This is a genomic window from Ruegeria sp. ABV4_181 (assembly GCF_056158465.1).
Genome location: NZ_JBSWTI010000002.1, coordinates 1,046,989 through 1,069,256, shown reverse-complemented (window position 1 = coordinate 1,069,256; position 22,268 = coordinate 1,046,989). Strand labels below are relative to the sequence as shown.

The 22,268-nt window shown below is 61.9% G+C and carries 22 protein-coding genes, 1 other RNA gene and 1 riboswitch; of the genes, 16 read left to right on the top strand and 7 right to left on the bottom strand.

What is annotated here, in order from left to right; translation table 11 throughout:
• Positions 1–30 precede the first annotated feature (30 nt).
• Together ffs and rsgA are read left to right on the top strand one after the other, a co-directional pair.
• Positions 31–129: signal recognition particle sRNA small type (gene ffs / locus ACXAC3_RS05365), an RNA gene on the top strand.
• Positions 130–285: 156 nt separating this feature from the next.
• Positions 286–1,314 carry a ribosome small subunit-dependent GTPase A gene (gene rsgA, locus ACXAC3_RS05360; protein ID WP_475157734.1) on the top strand — a complete coding sequence of 343 codons (1,029 nt, stop codon included), beginning with the start codon at positions 286–288 and terminating at the stop codon, positions 1,312–1,314.
• A gap of 26 nt (positions 1,315–1,340) precedes the next feature.
• On the opposite strand, the gene ACXAC3_RS05355 is transcribed toward rsgA, so the two are convergent.
• Positions 1,341–2,198 (bottom strand): alpha/beta hydrolase family protein, encoded by an 858-nt coding sequence (locus tag ACXAC3_RS05355; protein WP_475157732.1) that lies wholly within the window; start codon positions 2,196–2,198, stop codon positions 1,341–1,343.
• A gap of 142 nt (positions 2,199–2,340) precedes the next feature.
• A riboswitch (cobalamin riboswitch) is annotated at positions 2,341–2,560 on the top strand.
• Between the two features lie 84 nt (positions 2,561–2,644).
• Between ACXAC3_RS05355 and ACXAC3_RS05350 the strand changes: the two genes are divergently transcribed.
• Entirely contained in the window at positions 2,645–3,052 is a 408-nt protein-coding gene (locus tag ACXAC3_RS05350) for a hypothetical protein (protein ID WP_475157731.1), read from the top strand.
• 13 nt (positions 3,053–3,065) lie between these two features.
• On the opposite strand, the gene ACXAC3_RS05345 is transcribed toward ACXAC3_RS05350, so the two are convergent.
• Both ACXAC3_RS05345 and ACXAC3_RS05340 read right to left on the bottom strand, forming a co-directional pair.
• Entirely contained in the window at positions 3,066–3,296 is a 231-nt protein-coding gene (locus ACXAC3_RS05345; RefSeq protein WP_475157728.1) for a protein-tyrosine phosphatase family protein, read from the bottom strand.
• Positions 3,297–3,557: a hypothetical protein gene (locus ACXAC3_RS05340; protein ID WP_475157726.1), complete on the bottom strand. Its 261-nt coding sequence runs from the start codon at positions 3,555–3,557 to the stop codon at positions 3,297–3,299.
• Positions 3,558–3,712: 155 nt separating this feature from the next.
• Here ACXAC3_RS05340 and ACXAC3_RS05335 point away from each other — a divergent pair, with 155 nt between their 5' ends.
• The 3 genes from ACXAC3_RS05335 to recR all read left to right on the top strand — a co-directional run bounded on the left by ACXAC3_RS05335 (position 3,713) and on the right by recR (position 6,701).
• Positions 3,713–5,464 (top strand): DNA polymerase III subunit gamma/tau, encoded by a 1,752-nt coding sequence (locus ACXAC3_RS05335; protein ID WP_475157725.1) that lies wholly within the window; start codon positions 3,713–3,715, stop codon positions 5,462–5,464.
• A gap of 234 nt (positions 5,465–5,698) precedes the next feature.
• Positions 5,699–6,043 carry a YbaB/EbfC family nucleoid-associated protein gene (locus ACXAC3_RS05330; RefSeq protein ID WP_475157723.1) on the top strand — a complete coding sequence of 115 codons (345 nt, stop codon included), beginning with the start codon at positions 5,699–5,701 and terminating at the stop codon, positions 6,041–6,043.
• 64 nt (positions 6,044–6,107) lie between these two features.
• Positions 6,108–6,701, top strand: a complete 594-nt coding sequence (recR, locus tag ACXAC3_RS05325) for a recombination mediator RecR (RefSeq protein WP_475157722.1) — start codon at positions 6,108–6,110, stop codon at positions 6,699–6,701.
• 68 nt (positions 6,702–6,769) lie between these two features.
• Here recR and ACXAC3_RS05320 read toward each other — a convergent pair whose 3' ends face one another.
• Positions 6,770–7,615: an FkbM family methyltransferase gene (locus ACXAC3_RS05320; RefSeq protein ID WP_475157721.1), complete on the bottom strand. Its 846-nt coding sequence runs from the start codon at positions 7,613–7,615 to the stop codon at positions 6,770–6,772.
• Positions 7,616–7,945: 330 nt separating this feature from the next.
• On the opposite strand from ACXAC3_RS05320, the gene ACXAC3_RS05315 reads away from it, so the two are divergent.
• Complete coding sequence (locus ACXAC3_RS05315) at positions 7,946–9,016, top strand: Hint domain-containing protein (protein ID WP_475157719.1); 1,071 nt, start codon at positions 7,946–7,948, stop codon at positions 9,014–9,016.
• 179 nt (positions 9,017–9,195) lie between these two features.
• Positions 9,196–9,684 (top strand): hypothetical protein, encoded by a 489-nt coding sequence (locus tag ACXAC3_RS05310; protein ID WP_475157718.1) that lies wholly within the window; start codon positions 9,196–9,198, stop codon positions 9,682–9,684.
• Here the strand turns inward: ACXAC3_RS05310 and ACXAC3_RS05305 are convergent.
• Entirely contained in the window at positions 9,681–10,322 is a 642-nt protein-coding gene (locus ACXAC3_RS05305) for a ribonuclease T2 family protein (RefSeq protein ID WP_475157716.1), read from the bottom strand. The genes ACXAC3_RS05310 and ACXAC3_RS05305 overlap by 4 nt on opposite strands.
• Before the next feature lie 130 nt (positions 10,323–10,452).
• On the opposite strand from ACXAC3_RS05305, the gene ACXAC3_RS05300 reads away from it, so the two are divergent.
• Complete coding sequence (locus ACXAC3_RS05300; protein WP_475157715.1) at positions 10,453–11,214, top strand: DUF1013 domain-containing protein; 762 nt, start codon at positions 10,453–10,455, stop codon at positions 11,212–11,214.
• 51 nt (positions 11,215–11,265) lie between these two features.
• Complete coding sequence (locus ACXAC3_RS05295; RefSeq protein ID WP_475157713.1) at positions 11,266–11,655, top strand: hypothetical protein; 390 nt, start codon at positions 11,266–11,268, stop codon at positions 11,653–11,655.
• Between the two features lie 41 nt (positions 11,656–11,696).
• Here ACXAC3_RS05295 and ACXAC3_RS05290 read toward each other — a convergent pair whose 3' ends face one another.
• Together ACXAC3_RS05290 and ACXAC3_RS05285 are read right to left on the bottom strand one after the other, a co-directional pair.
• Entirely contained in the window at positions 11,697–12,728 is a 1,032-nt protein-coding gene (locus tag ACXAC3_RS05290; protein ID WP_475157711.1) for a permease, read from the bottom strand.
• Positions 12,721–13,029, bottom strand: coding sequence for an ArsR/SmtB family transcription factor (locus ACXAC3_RS05285; protein WP_475157709.1), 309 nt, complete (start codon positions 13,027–13,029; stop codon positions 12,721–12,723). The genes ACXAC3_RS05290 and ACXAC3_RS05285 overlap by 8 nt, the downstream gene beginning before the upstream one ends.
• Positions 13,030–13,164: 135 nt before the next feature.
• Between ACXAC3_RS05285 and pdxR the strand changes: the two genes are divergently transcribed.
• The 6 genes from pdxR to ACXAC3_RS05255 all read left to right on the top strand — a co-directional run bounded on the left by pdxR (position 13,165) and on the right by ACXAC3_RS05255 (position 22,178).
• Positions 13,165–14,625 (top strand): MocR-like pyridoxine biosynthesis transcription factor PdxR, encoded by a 1,461-nt coding sequence (gene pdxR / locus ACXAC3_RS05280; RefSeq protein ID WP_475157706.1) that lies wholly within the window; start codon positions 13,165–13,167, stop codon positions 14,623–14,625.
• 125 nt (positions 14,626–14,750) lie between these two features.
• Positions 14,751–16,529 carry a sulfoacetaldehyde acetyltransferase gene (gene xsc, locus ACXAC3_RS05275; protein ID WP_475157703.1) on the top strand — a complete coding sequence of 593 codons (1,779 nt, stop codon included), beginning with the start codon at positions 14,751–14,753 and terminating at the stop codon, positions 16,527–16,529.
• Positions 16,530–16,534: 5 nt separating this feature from the next.
• Positions 16,535–17,548: a phosphate acetyltransferase gene (gene pta / locus ACXAC3_RS05270; protein ID WP_475157700.1), complete on the top strand. Its 1,014-nt coding sequence runs from the start codon at positions 16,535–16,537 to the stop codon at positions 17,546–17,548.
• An 85-nt stretch (positions 17,549–17,633) separates the two neighbouring features.
• Positions 17,634–20,447: a molybdopterin oxidoreductase family protein gene (locus ACXAC3_RS05265; protein ID WP_475157698.1), complete on the top strand. Its 2,814-nt coding sequence runs from the start codon at positions 17,634–17,636 to the stop codon at positions 20,445–20,447.
• Positions 20,448–20,556: 109 nt separating this feature from the next.
• Positions 20,557–21,306, top strand: coding sequence for a 4Fe-4S dicluster domain-containing protein (locus tag ACXAC3_RS05260; RefSeq protein ID WP_475157694.1), 750 nt, complete (start codon positions 20,557–20,559; stop codon positions 21,304–21,306).
• Positions 21,306–22,178, top strand: coding sequence for a dimethyl sulfoxide reductase anchor subunit family protein (locus ACXAC3_RS05255; protein ID WP_475157691.1), 873 nt, complete (start codon positions 21,306–21,308; stop codon positions 22,176–22,178). Before ACXAC3_RS05260 ends, ACXAC3_RS05255 begins: the two co-directional genes overlap by 1 nt.
• Positions 22,179–22,268 lie beyond the last annotated feature (90 nt).

The window sequence follows — 22,268 nt, the reverse complement described above, 5'->3', positions numbered from 1 at the left end:
TTTCCCCGGATCATTGCCTATATCAAGCCCTGAGAGGTTGGCGCGGGCGAGCGCCTCGCCAACCTGGTCAGGTCCGGAAGGAAGCAGCCACAACGAGCCCCGCTTGGGTCGATGTCCAACCTCTCACTTTGAACCCATGCCGAAGGAGGGCTTTTATGATTGTAGTAATTTCCCTTCAGGCAGCGCGGTTCTGAACGCAAACATTCCGTCACTGCCTGAACTCATACCCGACAGATGCGCGATTGCCATCTGTGCGGTTCGCTGTACCTGAACACAGGCAGATCAATGACCCTTAGTTTACCGGACCTCGGATGGTCCTCTCACTTTGCCGCGCAGACCGCGGCGGAAAGCCCGTTTGACCCTTATCGCATTACAGCCGTTCACCGTGACCGGTTGATTGGCCTGAACCCGCAAGGAGAAGCGCCGCTGTTGACGCCGGACAAAAGCACCGGTGCTTTTGCGGTGGGCGACTGGGTGCTCGCTGATGAGCAAATGCGCATTCTTCACCTTCTCGATCGCCGCAGCCTTTTGCAGCGCCGGGCGGCAGGAACGGGTGCGCAGATGCAGCTGATCGCGGCGAATGTCGACGTGCTTTTCATTGTCAGTTCGTGCAACGCTGACTTCAGCCTGCCCCGGCTGGAGCGTTATCTGGCACTGGCTCATCAGGCCGGATGCTATCCGGTTGTGCTGCTGACCAAGGCAGACAGGTGCGACGATCCCCGAGATTATGAAATACAGGCCCAATCTGTGGCACCGTTTCTGACCGTTCTGACGATCAACGCGCTGGACGCGGCAGCGGCGGATCAGGTTCTGGCCTGGTGCCCCGCTGGACAGACGGGTGCGCTGGTCGGATCGTCCGGTGTTGGTAAAACGACGCTGGCCAACGCAATGACCGGTGATGATGCCGCGACAGCGGGCATCCGGGAAGATGACGCCCGCGGCCGTCACACCACCACGGCGCGCGCGCTGCACCGGATGCGAAACGGCGGATGGCTGATCGACACGCCGGGGATGCGGGCCCTGCGCCTGCTGGACGCGCAGGATGGTGTGGATGAAGTGTTTTCCGACATTATGGACCTGGCGGATCAGTGCCGGTTTTCCGATTGCCAGCATATTTCGGAACCCGGCTGCGCCGTACAAGAGGCTATTGAGGCCGAAACGCTTGATCGACAACGGCTGGAGCGGTGGCGCAAGTTGCGGCGCGAGGATGCGCGGAATTCGGAAACCGTAGCGCAATCCCGGGCGCGCGACAAGGCTTTTGGGAAAATGGTGCGGTCCGTGATGCAGGACAGGAAATCCCGGAAAAGGCTCTGACCTTCGGGGCGCTGGGTTCCGGCGCCCTACTCGATCAGCTGCGGCCAGACGGCTGCGCTGCGGCGGGCAAAAGCGCCGATGTGACCGACTTCGGACAGGCCGAATTCAGCTGGGGACAACTGGTGTCGGCGCGCATTCGGCCCATAGAGATCGGCCAGTCGCCAGACAGCCTCGGGCGGAACCACATCGTCATCCTCAAAGGCGAACAGATCAACGGGCGTGTTCGATTGCGCCCAACGGGCTTCGGGCAAGGTCGCACCAATCTCGGGCAAGTAGTTGGTGGGTGCGGTGCACCATCTGCGCCATTGCCAATAGACGCTGGCAGGCAGGTCTGCCCCGAATCCCACCGCCTTGCCGGGCAGGTAGCCCAGATACTTTACCGCCAACGGCACGTGACCGTACCAAAACAGCATTGCCAGCGCGCGATAGGGCCAGGGGTGATCCGAAACCGTCACCGCACCGGAACAGACGCAGATCATGCGGTCGATCTGGTCAATATCCGGCTGAACCGGCCCCAGCATCCCGCCAACGGAATGACCAATGCTCCATTGCGGCGCACCCGGGAACCTGCGCCGCATCTCGGCCCGGGCGGCAGGCATGTCGGTCAAAGCCCAGTCCGCCATCGTTGCCTGCGCCTTGTTCAATGGTCCGCGCAGCGAATGGCCAAAATCGCGGTAATCGTAGGTCAGGCAGGCCATGCCCTGTTCGGCCGCCAGCCAATGAGCAAAATGCTTGTAATAGTCCCGCGGCACGCCCGTCGCGCCATGGATGACAACCGCCACACTGGGTTCGGCCACGGGAAGGTATAACCGCGCCGACAGCATGGCCGGGCCGGCGGGAAACTGAAAATCCTCAGTCAACACAGCCTGCGAGTTGTCTAGCATGGTGCCCTCATCCACGATCTGAACCGTTCAGTTCAGCGAATTCAGTCGGCATCTTTTCCCCCGGCGAGTCAAGACCGATCAAGGATGACCCTGCGTCCGCCTGATCCCTGACACAGCCCGCTTGACTCGACCCGCCGGCACCCGCTAGCGATGACGTGATGGTTCTCGTCCCCGGTCACGGGGCGGGATGAAAAGGGAACACGGTGCGGTTCTGCCCGGACAACCGGAACGGACCAAGGCCGCGACTGCCCCCGCAACTGTAAGCGGCGAGCAATGCCGGAACACCACTGGCCGAAAGGCTGGGAAGGTCGGCAAAGCGATGACCCGCAAGTCAGGAGACCTGCCATCGAACCGAAACCGAAACTCGGGCGGGGTGTCCGGGACAGGCCGTCAGCACGCTGTCATACCTGACCCACGCCCCCCGTCCCACGCGCGGAGGGCGCAACATGATGTGGAAGACAAAAACGCACGAATACACCGCAACCGTGTGTCAGCGAACCGGCCAGACCTGCCCGGCGCTGGCCCGCATGGCCCGGGCCATTGCGCAAGCGATGGAAAGTGCCGCACCAGCGACGACGCCGGATTTTGAGATCGAAGGCAGCAGCGAACTGACCCACTGCGCGCAGGGCTGCAACGCCCGGTTCCGGGCGCGGGCAAAACAGATCAGGGTGTTCTGCGACACAGATGCCGAAACCCCGATCGAAACGTTGGATGACTACGCCGAGATGATGTTCGGCACCGCGATCCCGGCGCTTCCTGCGGCACTTATGGCCAACCCGCCCTGCGCCATGCTCGAAGTGTCGGCACTGGCGCCGCAACCGGTCGCTCAAACCGCCGGGCAGATCGCGCTCTGAGGCCGGGCCGGAATCAAGGCAGGGCTGCCTGCGCGGCCCAGTCCAACTGGCCATCCGTTTCGACGGCACAAGGCCGCACGGCGCGCAGGCGTTTCAATGCCGTTTCGGTGGGTTCGCCCATTTCGACCATGATGCGCAAAGCAATCATGCCGGACCGGCCGCATCCGCCGCGGCAATGCGCCAGAACCCTGCCGCCGCGGGACAGAATCTGTTTGACGGACGCGCCGACCTCTTCCCACAACATCTAGGTTCGCAATGGCGGCGCACCGAAATCTTCAACCGGCAAATGCACCCATCTTATCGCGTGGTCCCGCAGATCCCGGCCAAATCCGCCGGCTCCGCCCTGCGCCATTTCGCGTTCGGTTGTCATGGAGATCACCAGATCGGGCCGCCATTCGCGGATCACCTCACGATCACGCGCATAGGTTCCGTCGCGCCCCGGCATCTGCGTCAGCGCAACCAATCCGTTTCCCACCGGCAAGGCATGGATTGCGAACCGAGGCATAAGACGCGTCCTTTCCGGAAAACCGGTCTTTCAACAACTTCCGCACTTCTATGACGCGCAAGCCGCATTGCAAACCGAATTTCGCAAGCGCGCTGTGGACGCGGGCGGCGGGGGTCACTACGCTGCATCCCTGAACCGAATCCGACAGAGCAGACATGACCGACACGCCCAGCCCCGCCTATCAGGTTCTCGCCCGCAAGTACCGCCCCGAAACCTTTGCCGATCTGGTGGGACAGGACGCAATGGTGCGCACGCTGAAAAACGCGTTCGAAGCGGACCGGATCGCGCAGGCCTTCATCATGACCGGCATTCGCGGCACCGGTAAGACCACCACCGCGCGGATCATCGCCAAAGGCATGAACTGCATCGGCCCCGATGGCGAAGGCGGTCCCACGACCGAACCCTGCGGGCAGTGCGAGCACTGCGTGGCGATCATGGAGGGCCGCCATGTCGACGTGATGGAGATGGACGCCGCCAGCCGGACCGGTGTGAACGATATCCGCGAGATCATCGACAGTGTCCGCTATCGCGCCGCCAGCGCGCGCTACAAGATCTACATCATCGACGAAGTTCACATGCTGTCGACCAGTGCGTTCAACGCGCTGCTCAAGACGCTGGAAGAACCGCCGGAACATGTGAAGTTCATTTTCGCGACAACGGAAATCCGCAAGGTTCCGGTGACAGTGCTTTCGAGGTGTCAGCGGTTCGATCTGCGCCGGATCGAACCCGAAGACATGATCGGATTGCTCAGTAAGATCGCCGCGGCGGAAAACGCTCAGATCGCGGATGACGCCTTGGCGCTGATCACCCGCGCTGCGGAAGGCTCGGCGCGGGATGCAACCTCGCTGCTGGATCAGGCGATCTCGCACGGGGCCGGGGAAACCAGCGCTGATCAGGTGCGTGCAATGCTGGGGCTTGCGGATCGGGGTCGGGTGCTGGACCTGATGGACATGATCCTGCGCGGGGACGCGGCCGGAGCACTGACGGAACTGAGCGGGCAATATGCCGAAGGCGCGGATCCGCTGGCTGTGCTGCGCGATCTGGCCGAGATCACCCATTGGGTGTCCGTAGTGAAGATCACGCCCGATGCCGCCGAAGACCCGACCGTTTCGCCGGACGAACGCGCGCGCGGTCAGCAGATGGCCGAGGCGCTGCCGATGCGCGTTCTGACCCGGATGTGGCAGATGTTGCTGAAGGCGCTTGAGGAGGTCTCGGCCGCGCCCAACGCCATGATGGCAGCTGAAATGGCGGTCATTCGCCTGACCCATGTGGCCGATCTGCCCAGCCCCGAAGAACTGATCAAACGGTTGCAGGACACGCCGCCGCCTGCGCCAAACGGCGGGCCCGGCGGAGGTATTGCAGTGCCGACGCAGGCCCCCGCGCAGACAGTCTCAGCCGCCTATATGCCAGCCCAGCGCGGTCCCGCCGGGGCACCGACAGCGGCCCTGGCGCAGGAGGTTCAGAGCGCGCTTGCACACTATCCGACATTTGACCACGTCGTCGAACTGATCCGGTCGAACCGGGACGTCAAACTGTTGGTCGAGGTTGAAAACGGTGTCCGCCTTGTCTCCTACCAACCGGGGCGGATCGAATTTACACCGACGGATAACGCGCCGACTGATCTGGCCCAAAGGCTGGGTTCGGCGCTGCAGCGGTGGACAGGAAACCGATGGGCAGTGTCCATCGTCGCCGACGGAGAGGCCGCGACCATCGCCGAGGTTCGGGATGCCGCCGATCTGGCGCTCAGGGCGCAGGCGGAAGCGCACCCTCTGGTGCAGGCCGTGCTGACACAGTTTCCCAAGGCCCGCATCAAGCGGATCGAAACGCCGGAACAACGCGCCGCCAAGGTCGAAACCGAAGCGCTGCCCGAGGTCGAAGACGAATGGGACCCGTTCGAGGAAGACTGACGCCAGCCTGCCCAAATCCCGGAACACTCCCGCGCCCGCCACGGGCCATCGGCTGACGCCGATACCCCTGAGCGGCCTTGGGCCCGGCAGCGCGGGCAAGGCCCGCGCTGCCGGGCCCAACGGGAGGAAAGGTCTTGCCAAAGACCCTGACGACAGGCGGGAGCAGTCTGGCCCCTTGTGCCGCGTGGACACCGCCCGTATTTAGGCGGCAAACCGATTTGCAGGAGAAATAAGATGCTCAAAGGACTCGGCGGTCTGGGCGACATGGCCAAGATGATGAAATCCGCGCAGGATTTGCAGACCAAAATGACGGATATGCAGGAACAGCTGAACACCATCATGGTTGTCGGCGAATCCGGTGCCGGGCTGGTCAAGGCCACCGCAACCGCAAAAGGCGAACTTAAAGGTCTGGACATCGACCCGTCGATCTTCAACGGCGAGGACAAGGAAGTGGTCGAGGACCTGATCCTGGCCGCCATCAAGGACGCGCAGACCAAGGCGGCCGAGCGCTCTCAGGCCGAGATGGCCAAGCTGACAGAAAGCATGGGCCTGCCCGCAGACATCAAGCTGCCGTTCTGATAGACACTCCTGACGGAATACCGGCCGGGCACCCTTGCCCGGCCCTTTTGCAGGAGCACGCGCGGTGAGTTCGAACAGCGACATCGACAATCTGATCGACCTGATGGCCAAGCTGCCGGGCCTCGGCCCCCGCTCGGCCCGCCGCGCGGTACTGCACCTGATCCGCAAACGCGCCTTGTTGCTGACGCCTCTGGCTGACGCGATGCAGCAGGTGGCCGCCACCGCCCGCGAATGCCTGAACTGCGGCAACGTAGGCACCACCGATATCTGTGACATCTGCGACAACGAAGGCCGCGCGACCGGCGAATTATGCGTGGTCGAGGATGTGGCCGACCTGTGGGCGATGGAGCGGGCGGGGGTTTTCAAAGGCCGCTACCACGTACTGGGCGGCACCCTTTCCGCACTGGACGGGGTTGGTCCGGACGAGTTGCGTATCCCGCGGCTCAAGGACCGGGTGATGGCCGAGCGCATCACCGAAGTCATTCTGGCGCTGAACGCCACGGTCGACGGCCAGACCACCGCCCATTACATCGCGGATCAGCTGGAGGGGCAGGTGCGACTGACCTCGCTCGCGCAGGGCGTGCCGATCGGCGGCGAGCTGGATTATCTGGATGACGGGACAATTTCGGCGGCGCTGAGGGCGCGGAAGGACGTTTAGGCCGGGGCTTCCGCAGGTCTGAAAACTCTCCAAGGGCAACCCGCAACGGTCAAGGAATCAGTCCCGGCTCAGTGCAACTCCTGCCGTGACAGGAAAACGTCCGCCCATCTGCGGTCGGTGCCCGAGAGATATTCCATGCAATCCGATGAGTTTGTTTGCTGCAACCGCTTATTGCGGCTGCCCATAAGGTAGACATGTTCGAATGCCTCAAGCACAGCGCGGAACGCCTGCGGATCGAACGCGGGTTTGGGAATGCGCCAGCCTTCGAAAATGGCCAGATCGACGCGCTGCCAGAACTGTTCGGGCAGTTCGGCCATAAGCACTTCGTCCAGCCCCTGCGTATCGGATTTCCAGATCAGACGCCGCTTGGCCGCGTCTGGTCCCATGCATTCATCCAGAAATTCCTGAGATATTTTTCTGATTGGCGCGGTTGTTGCCTGATGATCGCGCCCTTCGACCGCGTTTGCGTTGAACGAGAAATTCCCGCCATTCACGCTGTCGGTGAAAAAGGCCAGTTCCCCGTCGGTTTTGCCAAGACCGAACCCGTGCACCATCGCTGTGGGGAACGCGTTGAGATTTCGCCTGAGATGTTCGACGTTTTCGGGGCTTGGCTCAAAGCAAGAAGCAGAACGGACCCTGGGGTAATTGATCATCACCTGACGGGAAAACAGGCCGACATTCGCGCCCACGTCGATCAGGTGATAGGCGTCCGCAGGACAGGCTTGCGCTATGAACCGGGTTTCGCCGAAATGCCATTCTTCATGCTGCGCGATATGCGGGAAGATCGACCCGTCGGTGCGCAGCGAAATCTCGTTGCCCGCCTCGAACTGGCCGCAAAGGGGACTGTTCTCTGACAGGCGCAGCTGAACCGAAGCGCATGTGCGGCGCAAAAACCGTATCTGTTGTCGATTCATGGATCAGCCTGCTTTTTGTCTTTGTAAGCACCGAAAGCTCACTTGGCCTTGTTTAGCACTTTCCGGCCAGCGCAAAAGCACTAAGTGCGTCTGGGAAACCGCGCCAGTATGATGTGAGGATATTGAAGGGAGCGCGAAAAGTGTATTCCGCCAAATCGCACAGGAAATGTTCCGATCCTGCCCCTGATCGCAAGTGCCGTAAGGTTCACGGTTTTCTGATCCTCTCCGCTCTTCCATTTCGACGAATCCGCATCTAAACCCCCAGCAAATTCAACGGGTTTCCGCCGCGCTCGGTCGCCATCCCGGATGAAAAACTGGCAGGCTTTCCTAATGGCAAACTATTCGTTTATCGGCTATTCGCCCGACGTCATTTCCTTCTCCGGCAATACGGTCACGCTCTCGGCGTCTTTCGATCCGGGCTCGGACCGTCGCGTGTTCAACGTGACGGATGACCCCGGCGGCACCACCGCTGCGGGGCAACCCGACACCGGAACCACGTTTGACGGGGACCAGTTCCGAAACGAGCAGGGCGAGGATTTCACCCAGACCGGCGTTGTCACCAGCCTTGACGGGACGACGCAGATCGCCAGCGGCCCCATCTATCTGGAGGAACAATACGTTCTGACCGATCCCCAGGGCGGAACCATTGACCTCTACAGGGTGGAAATTGATGGGCCCGGCTTTTTCGGAACAAATGTCGGATACATCACCTCCGAACCGCTGGACCCCGGCACGGCATACACCTTTGCAATCCAGAATGTCATTGGCATCACGGCCCCCGACACCTCGGACCCCGATGCGCTTGTGGACGTGCCGTGCTTCGTAAAGGGAACCTGCATCCGAACCCCTCGCGGAGATGTTCCGATCGAAGAGCTTGAGGTCGGCGATCTGGTGCAGATGTCCGATGGAAGGGTTTGCCCGATCCGGTGGATTGGCGGCAAAACCGTCCAAACCGATGACGACAGCGCCGGGCGGCTGAACCCGGTCAGGATCGCGCAAGGGGCATTGTCGCTGAACGTACCTGCGGCAGACCTGTTGGTTTCGCCCAATCATCGCGTGCTGAACTCTCGCCCGGAAAACGAGCTTCTGTTTGGCGCATTCTCGGTACTTGTGCCCGCCAAACACCTCGTCACCATGGCCGGCGTGACGCAGGACACGCGCCCTCGGGAGGTGACCTATTACCACTTTCTGTTTGACGGGCACGAGATCGTCATTTCAAACGGTGCGGAAAGCGAAAGCCTGCATCCCGGTGACATCGCGCTCAGCAGCGTCGGGCAGGACGCGCGGGATGAAATACTGTCGCTGTTTCCCGAGTTGCGTCGCGCGCCTGCTGCCCGCTCCAAACCCGTGGCCGCGCGGGTCTTGCGCAAATTCGAGGCCGGGCTTCTCGTCTCGGCCTGACCGAAACAGCGCCACCGTCAGGGCGCAGGCGTAGGAGTGCGGACAAAGCCTGACCACGCAAGTCGGATCAACCCGGGTACATTGTCGGAAAAATCCAGTGGAAAAAGACCTTTGGCGCGCCTCAAAGTCGCGGTAACGTGGATCGCAACCGACAGGACACACAGCTTTTGGTTCGTATCATGACCCGCTTTTTCACGCTGATCTTCGCGTTATCCACCGCCACCTCCGCCTGGTCACAGGACCTGATCGACAAAGGCTTTGCCGAAGGCTGGAACATCATGATGGACCCGGCGCTGGGCAACGGGTGCCTGATCCAGACGATCTATCAGGATCTGTCGGTGGTGCGGCTGGGCTATGACGCGCTGGACAATCGCGGCTATTTCACGGTCTTCAACAAGGCCTGGGGCCAGATCGAGCCGGGCAAAAGCTATCCCATCCGGTTCGAGCTGGATGGCAAGAGCTTTGACGCCACTGCCACCGGGTTCAGACAGGACGGCGTCCCGGGCGCGACGGTGTTCTTCACCGACCGGAATTTCGTCAATGCCATTGCGCAGAACCGGACGATGACGGTGTACAACCCGGCGGGCGAAACGGTCATGGCGATTGATCTGAAAGGCACGGCCAAGGCGCTGGAATATGCGCGGGACTGCCAGAATAAGAAACTCTAACGAATCGGATCGAACAAGGCATCCTTCGCGGTGCAGTCACGGATCACATCGCGTCCACAGGGCACGGGTTCAAGGTCGCGGGACAGGCACAGCCGGACCTCTTCGATGTAACCCTGATTGCAGGTGACAGTGATCATGTCGCGGTTCAGCGCCGGGTTGGCTTTCAGAAACGCCTCTTCGACGACCGAGGCGGGCAGCTTGACCGATGCGTCCAGTTGCCGAAACACCGCAGGCCGTTCGACCGCACCATATGCCTGCCGCGACAGGGTGAAATAGTCGCGCGCGCTGAGGCCCGAACAGGTGCCGTGTTTCTTCCACTGATGCCAGGCCAGTCCGGAACTGCCCTGAATATCTTCCATTTCGCGGGTCATGGCGCGCGATGGCGGCGCCTCGGGCGTGCGGCAATAGGCGGGCCAGCCCTGATGATATTGCGGCCAAAGCCCGTGCAGGATCCAGCCGTGATCATGGCGCGCTTCGCACTGGTCTGACCCTCGCGCGTCACCTTCGCGTGCGCACCAGTTGGGCGACCAGCTGAGCGCCAGCACATAATAGTCGAATTCACCCGCCTTTTCTCCATCGGCCAGCGCCGCCATCGCGCCGAACGCCCACAGAACAGGCCACCAGATCAGCCAACGCATTCGCCTCTTCCCTTCTCGCCTTAGCGAGACTATATACAGCCCAAGTTCCCCGACAACGGAAACCTGCCCCAAACCCAAGGGGCCGCCGAATTCCGGCGACGGGACAGATGTATTCAAAGGAGACGGGCTGATGGCAAAACCCCTGATGGCCAAGGCAACAGCCGTATGGCTGGTGGACAACACCACGATCAGCTTCAAGCAGATCGCGGATTTCGTGGGCATGCACGAGCTTGAGGTGCAGGGCATCGCAGATGGCGATGTGGCCGCTGGCGTCAAAGGGTTCGACCCGATCGCCAACAACCAGCTGACCCAGGAAGAGATCGACACCGCGCAGAACAACCCGCTGCACAAGCTGAAGCTCAAGTTCAACCCCGCCGCCACCGGCGAGGAAAAGCGTCGCGGCCCGCGGTATACCCCGCTGTCGAAACGGCAGGACCGCCCGAACTCGATCCTGTGGCTGGTCAAGTTCCACCCCGAACTCAGCGACGGTCAGATCGCCAAGCTGGTCGGCACCACCAAGCCCACCATCCAGTCGATCCGCGAACGCACGCACTGGAACATCTCCAACATGCAGCCGATCGACCCGGTTGCTCTGGGCCTGTGCAAGCAGTCGGAACTGGATGCGATCGTGCAGAAGGCCGCCGCCAAGAAAGCCGCAGAAGGCGGCGTCATGAGCGATGACGAGCGCCGCAAGCTGGTTTCGACCGAGCAGTCGCTGGAAATGGACGCCGCGCCGAAGATCCCGACCGCGATTGAAGGTCTGGAAACCTTCTCGCTGTCCGATGAACCTGCGGCAGAGAAAGAGGAAGAGCCGGTCATCGACGCCGACAGCTTCTTCAACCTGCCCAAAGGCGGGGCCGAGGAAGAAGACGAAGACGATCTGCGCCCCTGATGCGCCATTTGGCCCCGGTCCGAACTAGCCGGGGCTTTTTACGGGAATCCCATGCTTACCGTTCTGTCCGCACTATTTGGCCCGCACCGCGCCGTTTCGATCTATGCGTTTCTGAAGACCCGGGGCCTTCCCGTTGCGGGCGGCGTCGGTGTCATCGTGGTTGCGGCCGCTCTGCTGCTGCTCAATGACAGCGGTGAACACAAGCACCATTCGTTCATGACGGTGCCTGTCCTGTCGGCCACTGCGATCAACGGCGATCTCAAGAACGGTGTGATCGCTTCGGTTCGGCTGCCCGATGGCTCTGCCACGTCGATCACCTCGACCGAGGCGCCGATCTCGCAAACCGTCGGAGCCAGCGCCTGTATCGAAAAACGTGTCTACGTGGAAAGCGGCGAGCCTAGGTATCGCTTCAAACTGCCGCGCTATTGCGAGGCAGGCTGAACGGAATAACCGCCCGGTGAGACCACCGGGCGGCTTTTTCTTCAGACCATCTGAAACAGGACGCCGGCGATAATGGCACCTGTGATCCCCAGCCCCAGATAGGTGGCAAAGACCCGCGGTTTAACCAGTGACCAGACCGCAGCCATGGCCGGGATCGAACTGACCGCCCCCGCGATCATGAACGACATGGCCGCCCCGGCGCTCATGCCCTGTTCCGTCAGTCCCGCCAAAAGCGGCGGCGCGACGTAGGAGTTCAGATAGGCGGGCATCCCGACCAGCGCGGCGATCACGATGGGAACGATGCCCTCGCCCCCTACCACGCGGGCGATCAGATCGGCGGGAACATAGATGACAAGCAGCGCCTCAAGCACATAGGCCAGCGCCAGCCATTTCAGCAGGAACAACCCGTTGTGGACGAATTCCGACCGGAACCGCACGCGGCGCTCGGGCTCCTGCCAGAACCGCCAGACCGGTTTGTCATCCTGCTTTGGTCCGCAGCCGCAGCACCCGGCCGGCTTGTATTCCCGCAGCGGCTGAGCAAAGGCTCCGCCGCGCATCAGGGCTCGCACAACGAACCCGCCGAACAGGCCCAGCGCAACTGCGGCCGCGGCTTTGCCGATGGCAAACGGCCAGCCCAGAGCACCCGCCGTAATCAGCAGGGTCGGCGGGTCGATCAGCGGCGAGCTTAGCCAGAATGCCATCACTGCGGACAACGGCGCGCCCAGCGCCAGCAATCCGGCGATGAAGGGGATGACCTCGCAGGAACAGAACGGCGCCAGCCCGCCGAACAGGGCCGCCAGCAGGATCATCCGCGTCTCGCGGCCTTCGAAGGCGCGCGCCACCATCACCTCGGCCCCGGTGGCCTTGAGGTAAGACAACAACAGGACGGCAAACAGGATATACTGCCCGGTATGCACCAGTGCCTTGCCCGCAAAGGTCACGACCTCGGTCCAGTTGCCGGGGTCCAGAACCGCCACGGCGGCAAGGATGACCACAATCACCGCCCAAGGCGTTTTGATCCAATCCAGGGCGGCTTTGGCCGAAACCCTGGGGTTTTGCGTCAATTCAGCCATCGTTGGCGGCCTTTCCCACTTCGTCGGCGCAGCATTCGCTGAGAATGAACTGCGCCAGATTTCTGAGTTCGTCGTAACTGGCGCGGTTGATCGTCGTGCGCCCGATCCTTTCCTGTTCGACGACCCCGCCCGCGGCCAGAAACCGCAGATGATGGGCCAGGGTCGACGGGGCAATCCCGGTCCGATCCTGGATCTCGCCGACGGTCAGACCCGCCTGTCCGGCACGGACCAGAGTTTTCAGAACCTTCAGCCGGGCCTCGGACCCCATGGCCGAAAAACCTGCTGCTGCGGTTTCCCACATCTCATACACTCCATTAAACTAGATTTCTGGTTATTTAGTTCAATCAGTTCGCGCGGTCAACCGCATGTGTCAGAATTTTTCACACTTCCGCTAAGTCCAGATTGCCCGCCTCATAAGTCCACCCTATAAGGCCCTATGGGGATATCGGTCGACACTTTCTTTCTTGAACTGAACGGACAAGGCACGCTGCAGGCGCAGATCCAGCAGATGATCGCCGAAGGCATTCTGTCGGGCCGGTTTCATGTCGGGGAAAAGCTGCCATCGTCGCGCAAACTCGCCGCGCATCTGGGTGTCAGCCGGATCACAGTGACACTGGCCTATACGGAATTGCTGGCAAATGACTACCTGACCGCCAAGGGCAGGTCCGGCTATTACGTGTCGCAGAACGCGCCGGTGCCGCCGAAATATTCGCCCGTTCAGCGCGGCAATGAAACCGTGGACTGGGATAAGGCCCTTGCGCGCCGGTTCTCGGACGGAGACGTCCTGTCAAAGCCCAGCGACTGGCGCGATTATCGCTATCCGTTCATCTACGGTCAGGCCGACCGGGCGCTGTTCGACCATGCCAATTGGCGCCTATGCGCGGTGCGCGCACTGGGGCACAAGGATTTCGACTCGCTGACCGGCGATTACGTGGATCAGGACGACCCGCTGCTGGTCGAGTTCATTGCCCGCCACACCTTGCCGCGCCGGGGCATCGCCGCACGCCCCGAAGAGATTTTGATCACGATGGGCGCGCAGAATGCGCTGTGGCTGGCGTCGCGCATCCTGCTGACCCACAACCGTACAGCCGTCATCGAAAACCCCTGTTACTACGCCCTGCGCAGTCTTCTGGACCACTGGGATTGTGACGTAACCCCGCTGAGCGTTGATCGTGACGGCCTGCCGCCGGATGCGTTGCCGGACGACACCGATGTCATCTTCACCACCCCCAGCCACCAGAGCCCGACAACCGCGACCATGCCGGTGGATCGCCGTCACCGGTTGCTTGAACGGGCGCGCGAACTGGACGCAATGGTGGTCGAGGATGACTATGAATTCGAAATGGCGTTTCTCGGGGCGCCGTCCCCGGCGCTGAAATCCATGGATCGGGATGGCCGCGTAATCTATGTGGGCAGCTTTTCGAAATCGCTCTTCCCGGGATTGCGGCTGGGCTACATGGTCGGGTCCGAACCCTTCATCCGCGAGGCGCGGGCCTTGCGGTCACTGGTGCTGCGCCATCCGCCGGGGCATATCCAGCGCACGGCGGCGTATTTCCTGTCACTGGGCCATTACGACGCGCAGATCCGGCGCATGTCCAAGGCGCTGGCGCAGCGGCGCGAGGCGTTGGACCAGGCGGTGGAACAGCATGGGCTGAACGTGGCAGGGCGCGGCATATTGGGCGGGTCCTCTCTTTGGATGTCCGCCCCGGATCATGTCGATACGACCCGGTTGGCCAGAACGCTTCAGGACCAGAGCGTCCATATCGAACCGGGCGCGCCCTTCTTTTCAGGTCCGGATCAGCCCCGGAATTTCTATCGCCTCGGCTACTCTTCGATCACCGCGGACCGCATCGCGCCGGGTGTGAAACTGATCGCGGACGCCATTCGCGCCAGTTAGCGCAACTCTGGACCTATTCCGCGAAGCGTTCTGGCCCTAACGCCGCCCTGCCCCATGGGTCAAAACCGTAGGCAAAGGCGGGGCACCGGGCCCGGCCATTCCACACATGCGCGGAGAACAGTCAGATGAAAATGACCACGGAAGAGGCTTTTGTTAAGGTTCTGCAGATGCACGGGATCGAACACGCGTTCGGGATCATCGGATCGGCGATGATGCCGATTTCGGATCTGTTCCCGAAGGCGGGCATCATGTTCTGGGACTGCGCCCATGAAGGCAGCGCCGGGATGATGGCCGACGGCTACACCCGCGCAACCGGCAAGATGTCGATGATGATCGCGCAGAACGGCCCCGGCATCACCAACTTCGTCACCGCCGTGAAAACAGCCTACTGGAACCACACCCCGCTTCTGCTGGTCACCCCTCAGGCAGCGAACAAGACCATCGGTCAGGGCGGTTTCCAGGAAGTCGAGCAGATGAAGCTGTTCGAGGACATGGTCGCCTATCAGGAAGAGGTCCGTGATCCCACCCGCGTGGCCGAGGTTCTGACCCGTGTGATCAGCCAGGCCAAGCGCCTGTCCGGCCCGGCGCAGCTGAACATCCCGCGCGACTTCTGGACTCAGGTCGTTGACATCGAAATCCCCGAGCCGATTGAATTCGAACGCAGCCCGGGTGGTGAGAACTCGGTGGCGAAAGCGGCTGAAATCCTGTCGAACGCGAAAAACCCGGTTATCCTGAACGGCGCAGGCGTGGTTCTGTCCGAAGGCGGAATCGACGCCTCGATCGCGCTGGCCGAGCGTCTGGATGCGCCAGTTTGCGTCGGTTACCAGCACAATGACGCCTTCCCGGGCAAACACCCTCTGTTTGCTGGTCCGCTGGGCTATAACGGCTCGAAAGCCGGGATGGAACTGATCAAGGAAGCCGACGTTGTTCTGGCACTCGGCACCCGTTTGAACCCGTTCTCGACCCTGCCCGGTTATGGCATGAGTTACTGGCCCGAAGATGCCACCGTAATTCAGGTGGACATCAACCCGGACCGTATCGGCCTGACCAAGAAAGTGACTGTCGGCATCGTCGGTGACGCGGCCAAAGTGGCCAATGGCATCCTGAACCAACTGTCCGATGACGCGGGTGATGCCGGGCGCGAAACGCGTAAGGCCGCCATTGCGCAAAAGAAATCTGCATGGGCGCAGGAATTGACCTCGCTGACGCATGAGCAAGACGATCCCGGCACCACCTGGAACGAGCGTGCGCGTGCGGCCAAGCCCGACTGGATGAGCCCCCGTATGGCCTGGCGCGCAATCCAGCAGGCCCTGCCACGCGAGGCAATCATCTCCTCCGACATTGGCAACAACTGCGCCATCGGCAACGCCTATCCCGATTTCGACGCGGGCCGCAAATACCTGGCTCCGGGTCTGTTTGGTCCCTGCGGCTATGGCCTGCCCGCCATCGTCGGTGCAAAAATCGGCCAGCCGGACGTGCCAGTTGTTGGCTTTGCCGGCGACGGTGCCTTTGGCATCGCGGTGAACGAACTGACCGCGATCGGCCGCTCGGAATGGCCCGCTGTAACTCAGATCGTCTTCCGCAACTACCAGTGGGGCGCGGAAAAGCGCAACTCGACCCTGTGGTTCGATGACAACTTCGTCGGCACCGAACTGGATACTCAGGTGTCTTACGCCGGCATCGCGCAGGCCTGCGGCCTGAAAGGTGTCGTGGCCCGCACGATGGACGAACTGACCGCCGCACTGAACCAGGCCATCGAAGATCAGAAGAACGGCACAACCACCCTGATCGAAGCCATGATCAATCAGGAACTGGGCGAGCCCTTCCGCCGCGACGCGATGAAAAAGCCCGTTGCTGTGGCCGGGATCTCCTCGGACGATATGGCCCCGCAGGTCGGAGCGTAAGACGCGTGGAGCCGCTGCGCGCCATCCTGGGAACCGCAACCGCTTCGGACAAGATCATCGCCCTGTCAGAGGGCGATGATCCGCGTATTGTCGAAGGGGCGGTCATGGCCGTCAAAGAGAAGGTGGCGCGGATCATCCTGGTCGGCAACACCTCCAGGGTGTCGGCGCTGCTTGAAGCGCATACAGGCTTCGATCCCGACCGGATCGAGGTTCACGACCCAGAAACCTCGCCTCTGAACCCCCAGCTTGCGCAGGCCCTGTTCGAGTTGCGGCAGCACAAGGGCATGACGCCTGAGATGGCGCAGCAACAGGTCACCAACAGGCTCATCTATGCCGCCCTGTTGGTTCAGCAGGGCCTGGCCGATGGTACCGTCGGTGGGGCGGTCGAAACCACGTCGAACACGGTGCGGGCTGCCTTGCAGATCATCGGCACCGCCCCCGGGGCCGCGATGGTGTCGTCGTTCTTTCTGATGCTCTTCTGTCGGGACCATCACGCGGTCAGGGGCGCCCGCATCTTTGCGGATTGCGGATTGGTGGTGGACCCGGACGCGCAGGAAATGGCGGAAATCGCCCGGGCTTCGGCCAAATCCTATGAGGCTCTGACCGGCGAAACGGCGCGGGTGGCCATGCTGTCCTTTTCCACATCCGGAAGCGCCGAACATCCCAAAGTATCCAAGGTCGTCGAGGCCACGCAGATTGCCCGCGAAAAGGACCCTGACCTGCTGATCGACGGTGAATTGCAGTTCGACGCCGCCTTCGTTCCGGAAGTCGCAGCGAAAAAAGCTACAGATTCGCCCCTGAAAGGCGAGGCGAATGTCTTCGTCTTTCCCAGCCTGAACGCCGGCAACCTTGGTTACAAGATCGCGCAGCGTGTCGGCGGGGTCGAAGCCATCGGGCCGGTCTTGCAGGGGCTGGCCAAACCCGCAAACGACCTGTCGCGGGGCTGCTCTGCCGAGGATGTTCTGCACATGATCGCGGTCACGGCCGTTCAGGCCCAGCACAATGAACCCGGGAAATAAATCTCACCCGAACCGCAAAAACAAACGATATTCCGGTATTCCGCGAAATATGAGAAAGATCGGTTAGCAAGCTACAGGGGCGCACATGAACCAGCCAGTTATCGACACTTCGCCCAAGGTTTCGGACGAGATCCGCAAGACCACCTGTTACATGTGCGCCTGCCGCTGTGGCATCAACGTTCATATGAAGGACGGTAAGGTCGCCTATATCGAAGGCAACCGCGACCACCCTGTAAACAAGGGCGTGCTCTGCGCCAAGGGCAGCGCCGGGATCATGCAGGTCAACGCCCCCTCTCGCCTGCGCAAGCCCTTGCGCCGCGTCGGCCCGCGCGGCTCGGGCGAGTTCCGCGAGATCGAATGGGACGAGGCGATCAGCACCGCGGTCGGCTGGCTGAACGAATTGCACGAGACCGCGCCACAGAAACTGGCCTTCTTCACCGGCCGCGACCAGAGCCAGAGCTTTACCTCATTCTGGGCACAGAATTTCGGCACCCCGAACTACGCGGCCCATGGCGGGTTCTGTTCCGTCAACATGGCGGCGGGTGGAATCTACACGATGGGCGGTGCGTTTTGGGAATTCGGTCAACCCGACTGGGAGCACACGAAACTGTTCATGCTGTTCGGCGTCGCCGAGGACCATGACAGCAACCCGATCAAGATGGGCATCGGCAAGATCAAGGCGCGCGGTGCGCGGGTGATCGGGGTGAATCCGATCCGCTCGGGCTATAATGCTGTCGCTGATGACTGGGTCGGGATTACTCCGGGCACCGATGGTCTGTTCATCCTGTCACTGATCCATGTGCTGATGAAGGCAGGCAAGATCGACCTCGACTATCTCAGCCGTTACACCAACGCGCCGGTTCTGGTGAATGCCGCAGAGGGGCCGGAGAAGGGCCTTTTCCTGCGCGATGCCGACGGAAAACCGCTGGTGATCGACCGTGTAACGCGCGAACTGACCGCCTTCGACAAGCCGGGCGTGCGCCCGGATCTGTCGGCGACTTATGAACAAGACGGCGTCACCCACCGCCCGGTCTTCCACCTGATGGCCGAAAAATACCTCAGCGATGATCACGCCCCCGAGGCCGTAGCCGGGCGCTGCGGTATCCCGGCCAGCCGCATCCGCGCCATCGCCGCCGAGATCGCCCGCGTCGCCTTTGACGAGGCAATCGAACTGGATCACGAATGGACCGATTTCCGGGGCGAGACGCATTCGAAAATGATCGGCCGCCCGGTCAGCTTCCACTCCATGCGCGGAATTTCAGCCCACGCAAACGGGTTCCAGACCTGCCGTGCGCTGCATGTGCTGCAGATCCTGCTGGGCACAGTCGAGGTTCCCGGCGGCTTCCGCTTTAAACCGCCCTATCCGAAACCGGTCGAGGCGCACCCGACCCCCCATGGCGACCGCCGACCGGGCCGCCCGCTGAACGGGCCGCATCTGGGCTTCCCCCGCGGCCCCGACGATCTGCTGCTGGACGATGACGACAATCCCATTCGCATCGACAAGGCGTTTACATGGGAAAACCCGATGTCGGCCCACGGGCTGATGCATATGGTGATCTCAAACGCAGCCGCCGGTGATCCCTACAAGATCGACACGCTGTTCATGTACATGGCGAACATGTCGTGGAATTCCTCCATGAACACCAGGGGCGTGATGGAGATGCTGACGGCCCGCGACGATGACGGCAATTATGTCATCCCCAATATCATCTATTCCGATGCTTATTCCTCGGAAATGGTGGCTTATGCCGATCTGATCCTGCCCGACACCACCTATCTGGAACGGCACGACTGTATCTCGCTTCTGGACCGCCCGATCTGCGAGGCCGACGCCGCCGCTGACGCCATCCGCTGGCCGGTGATCGAACCCGACCGCGACGTGAGGGGCTTCCAGTCGGTATTGATCGAACTGGCCAACCGCATGAGCCTGCCGGGCTTCACCAACGAAGACGGCAGCGCCAAGTGGAAGGACTATGCCGACTATATCGTCAACCACGAACGCCGCCCGGGCATTGGCCCGCTGGCCGGGTTCCGGGGCGCGGACGGCGACAAGGAAGGGCGTGGAGAGGTCAACCCCGACCAGCTCAACCGCTATATCGAAAACGGCGGCTTCTACGTCGCACATATCCCCGAAGGTGCGGATTACTACAAACCCTGGAACACCGCCTATCAGGACTGGGCGGTCGGCATGGGCATCTATGACAGCCCGCAACCCTACCTGTTCCAGCTCTATTCCGAGCCGATGCGCAAATTCCAACTGGCCGCCGAAGGCCACGGCGACCGCCAACCGCCTGACTACCTGCGCCAACGGATCAAAGACACGATGGACCCGCTGCCCATCTGGTACGAAACCGATCAGCAGGGCAACGATGGGTATACGATCAACGCGCTGACCCAGCGTCCGATGGCCATGTACCACAGCTGGGGCACCCAGAACGCCTGGCTGCGCCAGTTGCACGGGCGCAACCCGCTCTATGTCCCGACCAAGCTGATGCGCGAGCATGGGCTGCAGGACGGCGATTGGGCCAAAGTCAGCTCTCCGCACGGGTCGATCACAGTGCCGGTGATGGAAATGGCCGCACTGAATGAAAACACCGTCTGGACCTGGAACGCCATCGGCAAACGCAAAGGCGCCTGGGCCCTGCAGGAAGACGCCCCCGAAGCCACCAAGGGTTTCCTGCTCAACCACCTGATCCACGAGCTTCTGCCGCCCAAGGGCGACGGAATGCGCTGGGCAAACTCAGACCCGGTGACCGGACAGGCCGCGTGGTTTGACCTCAAGGTGAAAATCGAAAAAGCCGCCCCTCCGGCAGACGCCGAAAGCCAGCCCGAATTCGGCCCGATCAAATCACCCGTGGGCACCGGTCCGAAGGATCTGGCGTGGAAGGTGGGCAAATGATCCGGATCCGCACTTCATCTGGCCGGAAATACCTCGGGGGTGAATTGAGCCGCAGGCTCAAGAGGGGGCTGGCCCCCTGCCCCACCCACCAAAGCGGAGTTGCCCTGACATGACCCAGCTTCCCCAATCCACCGAGCGCAAGATGGGTCTGGTTATCGACCTTGATACCTGCGTCGGCTGCCATGCCTGCGTGATCTCCTGCAAAGGCTGGAACACCGAAAACTATGGTGCGCCGCTGTCGGATCAGGACGCCTATGGCGGCAACCCTTCGGGCACATTCCTGAACAGGGTACATTCCTATGAGGTGCAGCCCGACGACGGCCACGCCCAGCTCATCCACTTCCCCAAGTCCTGCCTGCATTGCGATGCCGCGCCCTGCGTCACCGTCTGTCCCACCGGGGCCAGCTACAAACGGGTCGAGGACGGCATCGTTCTGGTCAATGAAAGCGACTGCATCGGCTGCGGCCTGTGCGCCTGGTCCTGCCCCTACGGTGCGCGCGAAATGGATATGGCCGAAGGCGTAATGAAGAAATGCACCCTCTGCGTCGATCGCATCTACAACGAAAACCTGCCCGAGGTGGACCGCGTCCCGTCCTGTGTCCGCACCTGCCCCGCCGGCGCGCGGCATTTCGGCGATCTGGGTGACCCTAACAGCGATGTCAGCAAACTGGTTGCCGAACGCGAGGGCATGGACCTGATGCCTGAACTGGGCACCAAACCCGTCAACAAATACCTGCCGCCTCGGCCCAAGGATCAGATCGAAGACCAGATCGACATTCTGGCGCCGCTGCTGGCTCCGGTCGCCGAAGAACCCAAGGGCATTCTTGGTTGGCTCGACAAGACATTGGAGAAGCTCTGATGCATCCTGCCCCTTCCGTCATCATCTTCACAACCCTTTCCGGTCTGGGCTTTGGCCTGCTGTTCTTTCTGGGGCTTGGCTTGCCGGACGTCTCGGGCTGGGCGGCCTTCGCGTTCTACGTCATCGCCTATGGCCTGTCCGTCGGCGGCCTGATGGCCTCGACCTTCCATCTGGGGCATCCCGAACGGGCGTGGAAAGCTTTCACGCAGTGGAAATCAAGCTGGCTCAGCCGGGAAGGCTGGTGCGCGGTGATCGCCCTGGTGGTCATGGGGCTTTATGCCATCGGCGCGGTGTTTTTCGGCCGGCACTGGGGGATCCTCGGCGGCATTGGCGCGCTGTTTGCGCTGGCCACGGTGTTCACCACGTCCATGATCTACACACAGCTCAGGACCATCCCGCGCTGGAACATGAAACTGACCCCGGCCATGTTTCTCAGCTACAGCCTGGCCGGCGGCGCGCTGTTGGCCGGACAGGTCGGCGCCGCCCTTCCGCTTTTGCTGATCGCCGCGACTGTACAGGCGCTTTACTGGTGGCAGGGCGACAAGGCGTTCGAAAAATCCGGGACTTCGCTGGGAACCGCAACGGGCCTGGGGCAGCGGGGCGCGGTCCGGGCGTTTGAGCCGCCTCATACCGGCACCAACTATCTGCTGCGGGAATTTGTACACGTGGTTGGCCGCAAACACGCGGAAAAGCTGCGGGTCATCTCGTTTCTGCTGGCATTTTTCGTCCCGGTTATCCTGCTGTTCCTGCCCTTCAACCACTTTTTCGCGCTGTTTGCGGTTCTGTCGCACCTGACCGGCGTCGCGATTTCGCGCTGGCTGTTCTTCGCCCAGGCAGAACATGTCGTCGGGCTGTACTACGGCAAACGGTGAGGGGGCTCTGCCCCCGCCGCGGCATGCCGCGCCTCCCCCGAGGTATTTTTAGCCAGATGAAGCCGGATTCCGGAACAGACCGGGCAGCGC